Here is a 13,580-nt window from a genome sequence, read left to right as displayed (position 1 = left end):
GGCAGGGGCGGCGCCGGGGGGAGGGCCGCGTTGATCGGCGACGGCGGCAACGGCGGCCAGGGCGGATACAACTCTGCCGGTGGTACCCCGGGCGACGGCGGCAAGGGTGGCGACGCCTGGCTGATCGGGGTTGGCGGCAACGGCGGCAACGCCGGGTCGGGCGGCACTGGCGGCGTTGGCGGCCAAGGCGGCGCCGGCGGGCTGCTGTTGGGACCAGGCGGTATCGACGGGTTGTGACGTTGCCGGCTCCTCGTAACGTCCGGCGTCGCGGGTGTTGGCCGCGCCGTCGCAAAAGTCGGTCGGGTAAATCGTCGCGCCGGCCGGTCGCGGGAGCAACAATGAGGAGGCGTCCGGCCCGTCCCCAACGGGCCCGGAAAGGTTCGCCGAGAGCGCTTGGAGCAGCCATGGCCGATCGCACCAATCGAGTCACCGTCGTCGTCGCCGACGATCATCCGGTAATGCGACAAGGCGTGGTGCGCGCACTGAAGTCCTGCGGGCGAGTGGAGGTCGTCGCCCAGGTGGCCGACGGTCGCGCGGCGCTGGACGCCATCCGCCAACTTCGGCCCACGGTCGCACTTCTCGACTACAAGATGCCCGAGCTGGACGGCATAGAGGTCACCCACGCAGTCGTCCGTGACGGGTTGCCGACCCGGGTGGTGCTGCTGAGCGCCTTCGACGACAGCCCGGTCGTCTACAAGGCTCTGGCCGAGGGTGCTTCGGGGTTCTTGACCAAGGAATCTGACAGCGACGAGATCGTCAACGCAGTTGTCACATGCGCCCACGGTGACTCGTACCTGCCGGCCGGGATAGCCGGCGGGCTGGCCGGTGAAGTCAAACGGCGGGGTAGGGGAGCCACGACACTACTGACCGAGCGCGAGACCCAGGTGATCACGATGATGGCGGACGGGCTGTCGGTTCCGCAGATCGCGTCACGACTCCATTTGGCGTCCAGCACGATCAAGACGCATGTGCACGGCCTTTACGAAAAGCTCGGTGTTTCCGATCGGGGGGCCGCCGTCGCCGAAGCGATGCGGCGTCGATTGCTCGAATAAGTTTGCCGCCCAGGCGATTTCGCCTGGGCGGCCACCGGGCCGGCCTCCTCCCTCAGTGTCGAAGCGGCAACTCCACGCGCAGGTGCGCGCCTCCGGGTTCATCGACGACGGTCAGCGTGCCACCGGCGGCTTGCACCCGCGCCCGGTGTGCGGCAAGACCGATGTGTCCCTGCGCGAGTCGACGCGCCGCGGCGTCAGCCGTTACCCCAATCCCGTTGTCGGCCACGTCGATACGAGCAACGCCGCGCTCGACTGCCAGTTTCACCGTCGCCGCGCTGGCCTGCGAATGACGGGCCACGTTGGACACCAACTCGCGGATAACCCCGAAAAGGATCGGGTCGATCGCGTTCGGGTCCGGGTAATCGATGTCGGTGGTGATCGTGATGCCCGAGCGGGCCGCGGTGACCGAGGCCAGCTTTTCTACCGCCGCTGCCAGGCCGACCTGGTCGAGCAGGGCCGGGTGTAGCTCAAAGGTCGCCTCGCGCAGTAGCTGAGCAGCGTCCTGCAGGCTGGCCAACGCGTGTTCGAGGGGCGCATCGGGGGCCTGCTTGAGGAAGTTGGCGATGTCGCGACGGGCCGCCAGCACATCCTGCAACGGTCCGTCGTGGATCGACTCCGAAATCTGCCGGCGCTCCGCCTGCGAGGCCGTCATCGTTTCGGCGAGCAGCTCTTCGCGCGAGGTCGCGAGGTTGACCATTTCGTCGATGTTGCGCAACCGGAAAAACACCACCAACAAGGCGGAGCCGCAGATGACCGCGTACATCAGCACTATCAGTGCCGTCGCCGCAGGGCCAGCGCGCGCCGAGATCACGGGGTCCTGAAGGACCGATGCGGTAAAGATCGCCAGGCTGGTGGCCAGCACGATAGCGGCCCGTGGCAGCGACAACTCGACGGCCACCATCCGCGGCAGCAGCACCATCACTAACAGCGGAATGTATCCGGCGGGTGATAACAGCTTGAAACCGAACACGGCCGCGACGTCGGCCAGGGCGAGGGTCATGAGTGCTCTGTCGTCGTTGAACAGATGACCCGCACCGGAAAACGCCACCAGCAGCGCGCCGATCGTCACGAGACCGTAGCAGCTCAGCAGCACAACCTGCGCGGGCAGTCGAGGCGAATCGCCGGCGGCCAGCATCGCGCCGACCATGATGACGACCACGCCGACGCGAAGCATGGACCCGGCCTGCAATGAACGCAATCGCTGTTTGCGCAGGACCTGCTCGATCTCGGTGCCGCTCATCGGTTACCTATCTTGCTGTCGTGTCCAGCGCAGTGGCAATTGCGCTCCTTGATCAGGTCACGGCAGGGGCACGTTGTTGAACAAGCCCGAAAGGTTCGTGCCGACGTTTCCGACGCCCGAGTCGTAGGCGGGGGTCGCGAGGTCCAGCGTGCTCGTGTTGAACAGGCCGGAGATGGTGTTGCCCCAGTTCGCCAGGCCCGATTCCAGCGCGCCGTAGTTGAAGTAGCCCGAGTTTCCGGTGCCGCCGGCGTTGGCGATGCCGGAACTGTAGGCGAAGTCGTTCGCGAGTCCCGATACGGGACCGGCCGCGGAGTTGAAGAATCCCGATTCGTTGCCGCTGCCGGAGTTGAAGAAGCCCGACGACGGGTCGGTGGTGGAATTGAAGAATCCCGGATTTTGCTGGTAGCCGAAGCCGAAGGGGTAGGGGCCCGAGGTCCCGCTGCCGGAGTAATCAAATGTTTGGGTAATGGCGTTGTCCACGGAAACGGCGGACAGGAGAGTGAACGCATCGATTGTCCAGCCGCCGATGCTGCCGTCGTACACGGTTGTCGTTATGGTCGTGCAAAGTGGCGTCCCGGGGATGCAGATGGTTTGTTTCAATTGGACTTTTATGGGGACGTCAGAAATGTGGAACGTTTCCATTGTGATCTCGTTGACGGTGCCCGTAATTGGTATATCGATCGGGGCATTCACGTCGTAACGCCAGGGGATTTCGGGAATGGCGGACGCGTACGAAACGGAAATGAGTCCCTGGTAATCGCCCCGCCATAAGGCGCCGTTGCTGTAACTGCCCGAAATGAGCGCGCCGGTATCGACATTGCCCGAATTGGCCAGGCCCGTGTCGGAGTTGCCCGTGTTGAACCAGCCGGTGTTGAAGTCGCCGGGGTTGAACCAGCCGGTGTTGCTGGCGCCGGGGTTGAAGCCGCCGGTGTTGCTGGCGCCGGTGTTGTAGCTGCCGGTGTTGTAGCCGCCCGCGTTGGCGATGCCGGTGTTGGCGATGCCGGCGTTGAAGAAACCGGTGTTGGCGCGGCCCGGGTTGAAGCTGCCGGTGTTGTAGCTGCCGGAGTTGCCGATGCCCCAGTTTCCGGTGCCGGAGTTGGCGATGCCGACGTTGTCGGTGCCGGAGTTGAACAGGCCGACGTTGCCGCTGCCGGAGTTCAGGGCGCCGAACCCGGTGAGGCCGTCGCCGCTGAGCCCGATGCCGATGTTGCCGTCTCCGGTGTTGCCGAAGCCGACGTTGCCGTCGCCGGTGTTGCCGAAGCCGACGTTGCCGCTGCCGGTGTTGCCGATCCCGATGTTGTGGACGGCGGCCGTCAACGAGGGACCGGTGTTGGCGAACCCGATGTTGGCGCTGCCGATGTTGCCGCTGCCGACGTTGAGGTCGCCCAGGTTGCCGCTGCCGATGTTGTGGTCGCCGATGTTGCCGCTGCCGACGTTGTGGGCGCCGACGTTGCCGCTGCCGACGTTGTGGGCGCCGACGTTGCCGAAGCCCACATTGAGCTGGCCGACGTTACCGAGGCCCACGTTGAAGATCGTCCCGGTGGTGCTGTCGCGGAGCACGCCGGCCAGGTCGGCGCCGACATTGCCAACGCCCGAGACATCGGTGGCTGTCGCGAATCCCTGGGTGCCCGTGTTGTAGACGCCCGAGACGGTATTGCCGAGGTTGGCCACCCCCGATTGCAGCGACCCGTAATTCTGCACGCCCGAGTTGCCGGCGCTTTCGGACGAGTAATTGAAAACGCCCGAATTGTTGGCGCCGAAGTTCCCCAGGCCGGATGCGCTGCCGCCGCCCGAGTTGAAGAACCCCGACGACGGGCTGCTGGTCGAGTTTCCGAATCCCGCCGCCGCCGGGATATCGACGATCGGGACGCTGATGGGACCGAGACCGCCCGTCCCAGTTATCGCTAGCACCGTCGAACCGTCCGGATTACCCACGTTGAGCGCCACCGTGGGTTGGTCACCGAACGAAATGACGATGGGGTCGCCGGTCTGGGCGCCGTAGACACTGACCGGACCGACGTAGCCGACGACTTCGCCGCCGAGGCCGTCGTCCAAGCCGCTGAAGGAGACCTTGGGAATGGTGACGGCGTTGATAGAGACGTCGGTGATGCTGACGCTGATGGGGATATTAACCGGGATCTGCACGTCGAAGAAGGCGGGGATTTCCGCAACGGTGATGGCGTAATACGCGCCGATCAGGCCTTGGTTGTCGCCGCGCCACAGCAGGCCGTTGTCCATGTTGCCGGTGTTGAGCGCGCCGGTGTCGATGCTGCCCGAGTTGGCCAGGCCGGTGTTGTAGTCGCCGGTGTTGAACCAGCCGGTGTTGTAGTTGCCGGGGTTGAAGCCGCCGGTGTTGGTGGCGCCGGTGTTGTAGCTGCCGGTGTTGTAGCTGCCCGGGTTGGCGATGCCGGTGTTGGCGTTGCCGGCGTTGAAGAAACCGGTGTTGGTGTGGCCCGGGTTGTAGCTGCCGGTGTTGTGGCTGCCGGTGTTGCCGATGCCCCAGTTTCCGGTGCCGGAGTTGCCGATGCCGATGTTGTCGGTGCCGGAGTTGAACAGGCCGATGTTGCCGCTGCCGGAGTTCAGCGCGCCGAACCCGGTGAGGCCGTCGCCGCTGAGCCCGATGCCGATGTTGCCGTCGCCGGTGTTGCCGAAGCCGATGTTGCCGTCACCGGTGTTGCCGAGACCGAGGTTGCCGTCACCGGTGTTGCCGAACCCGATGTTGGCGCTGCCGGTGTTGCCGAATCCGAGGTTGGCGCTGCCGATGTTGCCGCTGCCGACGTTGTGGTCGCCGACGTTGCCGCTGCCGAGGTTGTGGTCGCCGACGTTGCCGCCGCCGACGTTGAGGTCGCCGACGTTGCCGAAGCCCACGTTGAGTTGGCCGTCGTTTGCCAGGCCCACGTTGACGACCCGCCCGGCCGCGGCGTTGCCGTCGTGGAAGACGCCGGTCAGGTTGGTGCCGACGTTGGCGAAGCCGGAGACGTGGGCGGCCGTCGCGAGGTCCAGTGTGCTGGTGTTGTAGACGCCGGAAATGGTGTTGCCGAGGTTGGCCAGGCCCGACTGAAGGGAGCCGACGTTTCGGTAGCCCGAGACCCCCGCGTCACCGGTCGAGACGTTGCGGAAGCCCGAGGTGTCGGCGCCGATGTTGCCGAGGCCCGAGGCGCTGCCGGTGCCGGAGTTGAAGAAGCCCGACGACGGGCTGGTCGTCGAATTCCCGAATCCCGGCGCCGCCGGTATGTCGACGAACGTGATGTCGATGGGCCCGACGCCGCTGGAGATGGCGATGGGTATCGAGGTGTCTGGTCCGCCGATGAGGGCAGTGACCGTGGGCAGGATGCCGGTCAGGGCCGGGATGGAAATCGTGGCGAAGGTGATGCTGAGGTACGACGAGCCGAGGACGCTGACGGTGATCGGCTGAATCGCGAAGGGAGCGACCACGATGTTCGCGACGTCGAGGTTGATCGGGATGTTGATCGGGATCGCCAGGTCCATGTCCAGGACCGAGAATTCGGGAATGTAGATACCCGCGTGAAAACCGTACAAGCCTTGGTAGTCGCCCCTCCAGAAGATGCCGTTGCTGTAATTGCCCGCGATGAAGGCTCCGGTGTCGACATTGCCCGTGTTGGCCAGGCCGGTGTTGTAGTTGCCGGTGTTGAGTAGGCCGGTGTTGTAGTCGCCGGTGTTGAGGCTGCCGGTGTTGGTGCTGCCGGTGTTTGCCACACCCGTGTTGTAGTTGCCCGGGTTGACGAGTCCGGTGTTCGCCGTGCCCGTGTTGTAGCCGCCCGTGTTGTAGGCGCCCGCGTTGGCGACGCCGGTGTTGCCGGTACCCGGGTTCCACAGGCCCGTGTTGTCGCCGCCGGTGTTCTCGCTCCCGGTGTTGCCCAGGCCCGCGTTGCCGATGCCCCAGTTGCCGGTGCCGGAGTTGCCGATGCCGATGTTGCCGGTGCCGGAGTTGAGCACGCCGATGTTGCCGGTGCCGGAGTTGAACAGGCCGAGGTTGTCACTGCCGGAGTTCAGCGCGCCGAACCCGATTTCGCCGGTGCCGGTGAGCCCGATGCCGATGTTGTTGCTGCCGGTGTTGGCAAAGCCGATGTTGGCGTCGCCGGTGTTGGCAAAGCCGATGTTGGCGTTGCCCGCGTTCCCGAAGCCGCGGTTGTGGTCGCCGAGGTTTGCCGGGCCGATGTTGTCGTCGCCCAGGTTTGCCGAGCCGACATTGTGTGCGCCGAGGTTTCCGAAGCCGACGTTGAAACCGCCGACGTTTGCGCCGCCGATGTTGGCGCCGCCGACGTTTCCGCTACCGACGTTGTGGTCGCCGACGTTCCCGCTGCCCACGTTGAGGACGCCGTCGTTGGCGACGCCGACGTTCGAGACCGCGAAGTTGCCGAACAAACCGCTGAGGTCGGCGCCCACGTTCGCGACGCCCGAGACGCTGGCCGGCGTCGCGAGGTCCAGCGTGCTCGTGTTGAGGAACCCCGACACGGTGTTGCCGAGGTTCGCCATGCCCGATACCAGGCCGCCGACGTTCTTGTAGCCCGAGATTCCCGAGCTTCCCGAGGCCACGTTGAAGAAACCCGAGTTGTTGGCGCCGACGTTGGCCAGGCCCGAGGCGCTGCCGGTGCCGGAGTTCAAGAAGCCCGACGACGGGACCGTGGTCGAGTTCCCGAAGCCGGGAGCCGGCGGAATGTCGATGACCGGGATGGCGACGGGGCCGATGCCGCCGGTGCCCTCGATGGCTATCGCGGTGCTCGGCCCGCCGATCGTGGTATCGATGTCGGGCAGGGAGATGGCGATGTTCCCGATCGTGATGGGGCCGACGCTGAGGGCCTGCGTGGTTCCGGTGCCGAGGACGTCGATGTCGGCCGTGTATTTGGGGATGGTGATGCCCTGAATGGTCAGGGTGCCGAGCGTCGCGCTGACCGGGATGTCGATGGGGATATTCACGTCGAGGTTCACCGGAATGGCGGTATCGGGAATATAGATCGTGTAGTTGTAGCCGATCAGGCCCTGGTAATCGCCGCGCCACAAGACGCCGTTGTCATAGCTGCCGGAATTGACGAAACCCGTGTCGACATTTCCCGAGTTGGCCAAACCGGTGTTGTAGTCTCCGGTGTTCGAGTAACCCGTGTTGTACCACCCCGGGTTGAAGCCGGCGGTGTTGAAGCTGCCGGCGTTGAAGCTGCCGGAGTTGTAGTCGCCGGTGTTGCCGATCCCGGTGTTGACGTTGCCGGCGTCGGCGAGACCGGTGTTGACGTTGCCGGAGTTGAACAAGCCGGTGTTGGTGTTGCCGCTATTGGCGATACCCCAGTTGCCGGTGCCCGAGTTGCCGATGCCGATGTTGCCGGTGCCGGAGTTGAACACGCCGAGGTTGCCGGTGCCGGAGTTGAACAGGCCGAGGTTGCCGCTGCCGGAGTTCAGCGCGCCGAACCCGATTTCGCCGGTGCCGGTGAGCCCGATGCCGATGTTGTTGCTGCCGGTGTTGGCAAAGCCGATGTTGGCGTCGCCGGTGTTGGCGAAACCGGTGTTGGCGTTGCCCGCGTTCGCGAAGCCGCGGTTGTGGTCGCCGAGGTTTGCCGAGCCGATGTTGTCGTCGCCCAGGTTTGCCGAGCCGAAGTTTTGCAGGCCGTGGTTTGCGAAGCCGAGGTTGAAACCGCCGATGTTTGCGCCGCCGAGGTTGTCATCGCCGACGTTCCCGTTGCCGAAATTGGAGTCGCCGATGTTTCCGCTGCCCAGGTTGTGGTCACCGACGTTGCCGAAGCCCACGTTCACGCTGCCGTCGTTCGCCAGGCCCACGTTGAACGTCGTCATCCCTGCCGTGCTGTCGCGGTAAAGGCCCGCCAGGTCGGCGCCGACGTTTGCCACGCCGGAGACGTTGGCGGGCGTCGTGAGGTCCAGCGCGCTGGTGTTGAGCAATCCCGACACGGTGTTACCGAGGTTCGCCGCGCCCGAAACCAGGTCGCCGACGTTCTTGTAGCCCGAGATTCCCGAGCTGCCGGCGGCCAAGTTCAACAGGCCCGAGATGTTGGCGCCGACGTTGCCGAGGCCCGAGGAGCTGCCGGTGCCGGCGTTGAAGAAGCCCGACGACGGGCTGGTCGTCGAGTTTCCGTATCCCGGGGTGCCGCCGAAGTCGACGATTGTCCAGTCGGCGGGGCCGAGGCTGGCGGAGACGGGGATGACTATCGCCGTCGAACCGTCGGGGTTTCCGATCTGGATCGCCGGTGTGGGGCCGCTGGCATAGACGGGCGGAATGGTCAGGGAGTTGATGGTGCCTTGCAGGACGGGGATCGGACCCAGCGCGACGGTGGTACCGAACGGGATGTCGTCGATCGTGATCCCGTGGTAGACGGTGGTGGTGAAGCTGGCGTTGACGGGGATGTCGATCGGGATGGTGGCGACCACGTTCAACGGGATCTCGGGAACATGGATCGTGTAGTCAAAGCCGATCAGGCCCTGGTTGTCGCCGCGCCACAGCAGGCCGTTGTCCATGTTGCCGGTGTTGAGCGCGCCGGTGTCGATGCTGCCCGAGTTGGCCAGGCCGGTGTTGTAGTCGCCGGTGTTGAACCAGCCGGTGTTGTAGTTGCCGGGGTTGAAGCCGCCGGTGTTGGTGGCGCCGGTGTTGTAGCTGCCGGTGTTGTAGCTGCCCGGGTTGGCGATGCCGGTGTTGGCGTTGCCGGCGTTGAAGAAACCGGTGTTGGTGTGGCCCGGGTTGAAGCTGCCGGTGTTGTAGCTGCCGGTGTTGCCGATGCCCCAGTTTCCGGTGCCGGAGTTGCCGATGCCGATGTTGTCGGTGCCGGAGTTGAACAGGCCGATGTTGCCGCTGCCGGAGTTCAGGGCGCCGAACCCGAATTGGGTGTTGCCGCTGAGTCCGATGCCGATGTTGCCGTCGCCGGTGTTGCCGAACCCGATGTCGCCGTCACCGGTGTTGCCGAAGCCAAGGTTGCCGTCACCGGTGTTGCCGAACCCGAGGTTGCGGTCGCCGGTGTTGCCGAATCCGAGGTTGGCGCTGCCGATGTTGCCGCTGCCGACGTTGTGGTCGCCGACGTTGCCGCTGCCGAGGTTGTAGGCGCCGACGTTGCCGAAGCCCACGTTGGACACCGCCCCGGTTGCGCTGTCGCGAAGAACCCCGGCCAGGTCGGTGCCGACGTTGGCGAAGCCGGAGACGTGGGCGGCCGTCGCGAGGTCCAGTGTGCTGGTGTTGTAGACGCCGGAGATGGTGTTGCCCCAGTTGGCCAGGCCCGACTGAAGGGAGCCGACGTTGCGGTAGCCCGAGACCCCCGCGCCGCCGGTCGAGACGTTGCGGAAGCCCGAGGTGTTGGCGCCGACGTTGCCGAGACCCGAGGCGCTGCCGGTGCCGGAGTTGAAGAAGCCCGACGACGGGCTGGTCGTCGAGTTCCCGAATCCCGGCGCCGCCGGTATATCGATGATCTGGATCGTCCCGCCCTGCAAGGCGCCGACGATCGTGGCGTCTATGGCCGTACTCGGTCCCCCGATGTCAATTGTCACGGTGGGAGCGGTGAGCGTGGATGACGAGATGGCGACCGGGCCTAAATAGAAGTCACCGTCCAGGAAATATGTTTTGGGGTATGTATACCCCGGGATCGTGTACACCTGCCCGCCGACGACCATTACCTGGTTTATGGGGGTAACCGACTCTATGTCGATGGGGACGGTGGGAATATTGATCGCGACATCGACGCTGATCTGGCCTTGATTGTTGCCGGACACGAAAAACCCGTTGCTATAATTGCCCGTGTTAAACGCGCCGGTGTCCACATTTCCCGGGTTGTAGTAACCGGTGTCGTAATTGCCCGGGTTGAACCCGCCCGTGTTGTGCCCGCCGGCGTTGTAGCTGCCGGTGTTGGCGGCGCCCGCGTTGAGGAAGCCGGTATTGTAGCTGCCGGCGTTGGCGACGCCGCTATTGGCGATACCCGCGTTCCACGGGCCTGTGTTGTAGCTGCCCGCGTTATCTATGCCGGTGTTGCCGATGCCCGCGTTGCCGATTCCCCAGTTGCCGGTGCCCGAGTTGCCGATGCCGACATCCGAAGTGCCCGAATTGAATACGCCGACGTTGCCGGTGCCCGAGTTGAACAGGCCGAGGTTGCCGCTGCCCGAGTTCAGCGCGCCGAACCCGATCTCTCCGGTGCCGGTGAGCCCGATCCCGATATTGTTGCTGCCGCTATTGGCAACGCCGACATTGAAGTCGCCGGCGTTGGCAAGGCCGGCGTTGGAGTTCCCGGTGTTCCAGAAGCCCCGGTTGTGGTTGCCGAGGTTTCCGGGCCCGACGTTGTAGTCGCCGAGGTTCCCGAAGCCGAAATTGTCGACGCCACGGTTTCCAAAGCCGAGATTGCCGTCGCCGATATTGCCGCTGCCGATATTCGTGTCGCCGATGTTTGCGCTGCCGATGTTCGAGCTGCCGACGTTTCCTCTGCCGATATTCCAGCTGCCGACGTTGCCGCCGCCGAGGTTCGAATCACCGATGTTGGCGTTGCCGACGTTCGATCCGCCCTGGTCGGCGAAGCCCAGGTTGACCGACGACGGGCCGCCGAGAATGCCGGACATGTTGCTGCCGGTGTTGAGCACGCCCGAGACAAAGGCCGGCGCCGCGACGTCCAGCAAGCTCGCATTGAGCAAACCCGAGACGGTGTTGCCCGAATTCACCAGGCCCGATGCCGGCCCACCGGTGTTGGAGTAGCCCGAGATCCCGACGTTCGACGAGTTGAAGAAGCCCGAATTGTCGGTGCCGGAATTTGCCACGCCCGATGCGCTACCGGAACCGGTGTTGAAGAAGCCCGACGACGGGATGTCGGTCGAGTTTCCGAAGCCCGGACCCGGAAAAAGCAGGCCCTGATAATTTCCCCGCCACAACAGGCCGTTGCTGTAATTGCCCGAGATCAACGCGCCAGTGTCGACATTGCCGGTGTTGCCCACGCCGGTGTTGTAGTCGCCCCGGTTCAACAAGCCGGTGTTGTAGCTGCCACGGTTGAAGCTGCCCGTGTTGGCGTTACCCGAGTTGTAGTTTCCGGTGTTGTCATTGCCCGAGTTGGCGATGCCGGTATTGGCTATCCCGGAGTTGAACAGCCCCGTGTTGGCCTCACCGGAGTTGCCGAAACCGGTGTTATAGCTGTTGCCGGAGTTTCCGATTCCCCAGTTTCCGGTGCCGGAGTTGCCGATACCGACGTTTCCGCTGCCGGAGTTGAACAGCCCGACGTTGCCGGTGCCCGAGTTCAGCCCGCCGAGACCGGTCAGGCCGGACCCCGTCAGCCCGACGCCGGCGTTTCCGTTGCCGGTGTTGCCGAAGCCGATGTTGCCGTTGCCGGTGTTGCCGAAGCCGATGTTGTCGCTGCCGGTGTTGCCGAGCCCAACGTCGTGCATGGCCGCCGTCAACGAGGGACCGGTGTTTCCGAACCCGATGTTTGCGTTGCCGATGTTCCCGGAGCCGAGATTGAAGTCGCCGATGTTGGCGCTGCCGACGTTTCCGCTGCCGACGTTCGCAAAGCCCAGGTTCAGGCCCCTACTACCGAGCGGGCCGGCCACGGCTTGGGCGGCCGCTTGTGTGGGCAGGCTCGCCGGATCCCGCAGCGCCGTCAACGGCGTCAACGCCGAGGCGACCGCGGCAGCCTCGGCGTGATAGTCGACCATCGCGGCCACATCTTGGGCCCACATCTGTTCGTACTCGGCCTCGGCGGCGGCGATCGCCGGCGCGTTTTGGCCCAGCAGGTTCGAGGCCACCAGCCAGCCAAGCCGAGCGCGGTTGGCCGAGATGATCGCCGGATGCACCGTCGCCGCTCGCGCCACCTCGAATGCGGCAGCCGCTAACCGGGCCTGGGCCGCTGCCCGCTCAGCCTGGCCTGCCGCCGCGCTCAACCACCCCGCATACGGTCCGGCCGCACCCACCATTTCCGCCGAGGCCGGGCCCTGCCACCACGAACCCGCCAGCCCGGAGGTCAGCGATGCAAACCCGACCGCGGATGAACCCAGCTCGGCGGCCAGAGCTTGCCAGGCCGCCGCCGCCGCCAGCATCGGCCCCGATCCTGCGCCAGCAAACATCCGCTCCGAATTGCGTTCCGGTGGTAACCCCGCGAAATCCATCATGTCTCCCCAAGTCGAAGCAGATGGCCGGCGCCGCCGTGGCGGCCGGTGTCGTTGCGCCACTGCGGCAGTCGCCGTGTCACCGAACGATTTGCTTGGCTGCGTCAGGCAGTATCACCGCAATTCGTATGAATTTCCGCTAATCCGCAACTAATCCGCAACTGGCCCGTTGCTCGATTCCCGTCCGCGGCGGATGTGGGCAGCGGAGCCGCGTCGGGATGTACGGCTACATGAAAGACCCACTGCGCGAATATCTTTCATGTAGAGGCACCGGTTCGTTGGAACTGCTGCTCGAGGCCGGCGCGGCGGTGCTGTCCTCCTCCAGTTGGGGGAGGAAATTTCATCCCTTCAATCCGCCGTTTGGTTGAGGGTCTTGTGGGCGCGATGGGGTGAAGGTGGTCGGTGGGGTACTGGCTCGGTGGCGAAATGCGTTTGGACAAAGGGGATTGTGGTGACGTCGTTCGTGGTGGCTAGCTCGGAAGCGCTGGCGGCGGCAGCAGCTGATGTGGCTGGTATCGGTTGGTCGCTGCGTTCGGCAAATGCGGTGGCGGCGGCCCCGACGACCGCGGTGTTGGCCGCGGGCGCCGATGAGGTGTCGGAGGCGGTGGCGTCGTTGTTTTCCCGGCATGGTCAGGCGTATCAGGGTGTGAGTGCTCGGATGACGGTGTTTCACGACGAGGTGGTGCGGGCGCTGACGTGGAGTTCGGGGGCGTATGTGGGCGCTGAGGCAGCTAATGCGTCGCCGTTGCAAACCGCGGGACAGGGTCTGCTCAACCTGATCAATGCGCCCACCGAGGCGTTGGTGGGACGCCCATTGGTCGGCAATGGCGCCAACGGGACCAGCGGGCCGGTGGGGCAGCCGGGTCAGCCGGGGGGGATTTTGATCGGTAGTGGCGGAAATGGTGGCAACAGCAGCGCTCCCGGAGCTGCGGGGGGCGCCGGCGGGTCGGCGGGGCTGATCGGCAATGGCGGCGCCGGCGGTGCTGGCGGGGCCGGCGCGGTCGGGGGCGCCGGCGGCCGCGGTGGCTGGCTGTTAGGTTCCGGTGGGGCTGGCGGCGCCGGCGGAAGCGCCGCTGCGGCCGGTAGCACCGGCGGTACCGGCGGTGCAGGCGGCACCGCACCGTTGATCGGGCACGGTGGAGCGGGCGGGGCCGGCGGGAGCGGCCTGAGCGGTGACGGCGGCGCCGGGGGGCGCGGCGGGTTGC

At 65.5% G+C, this 13,580-nt stretch carries 5 protein-coding genes and 1 pseudogene; 4 read left to right on the top strand and 2 right to left on the bottom strand.

The genetic code is table 11. The annotated features are described in order from the left end of the window. Positions 1-237: pseudogene (locus EET03_RS15480) on the top strand (hypothetical protein); the annotation flags it as partial. A gap of 167 nt (positions 238-404) precedes the next feature. Beyond that, positions 405-1,052, top strand: coding sequence for a response regulator transcription factor (locus tag EET03_RS15475; protein ID WP_075542301.1), 648 nt, complete (start codon positions 405-407; stop codon positions 1,050-1,052). A gap of 52 nt (positions 1,053-1,104) precedes the next feature. Here EET03_RS15475 and EET03_RS15470 read toward each other — a convergent pair whose 3' ends face one another. Further along, positions 1,105-2,292 carry a sensor histidine kinase gene (locus EET03_RS15470; protein WP_075542300.1) on the bottom strand — a complete coding sequence of 396 codons (1,188 nt, stop codon included), beginning with the start codon at positions 2,290-2,292 and terminating at the stop codon, positions 1,105-1,107. Positions 2,293-2,349: 57 nt separating this feature from the next. Continuing rightward, positions 2,350-12,375 carry a PPE family protein gene (locus EET03_RS15465; RefSeq protein ID WP_122508789.1) on the bottom strand — a complete coding sequence of 3,342 codons (10,026 nt, stop codon included), beginning with the start codon at positions 12,373-12,375 and terminating at the stop codon, positions 2,350-2,352. A gap of 218 nt (positions 12,376-12,593) precedes the next feature. On the opposite strand from EET03_RS15465, the gene EET03_RS30290 reads away from it, so the two are divergent. Together EET03_RS30290 and EET03_RS15460 are read left to right on the top strand one after the other, a co-directional pair. Continuing rightward, positions 12,594-12,743: a hypothetical protein gene (locus EET03_RS30290; RefSeq protein WP_167470646.1), complete on the top strand. Its 150-nt coding sequence runs from the start codon at positions 12,594-12,596 to the stop codon at positions 12,741-12,743. A gap of 83 nt (positions 12,744-12,826) precedes the next feature. After that, positions 12,827-13,580: PE family protein (locus tag EET03_RS15460; RefSeq protein ID WP_136625704.1), on the top strand; the 754-nt coding region annotated here is incomplete at its 3' end.

Source organism: Mycobacterium innocens, assembly GCF_900566055.1.
Lineage (GTDB): Bacteria > Actinomycetota > Actinomycetes > Mycobacteriales > Mycobacteriaceae > Mycobacterium > Mycobacterium innocens.
This window is presented reverse-complemented; position numbering and strand designations above follow the sequence as displayed.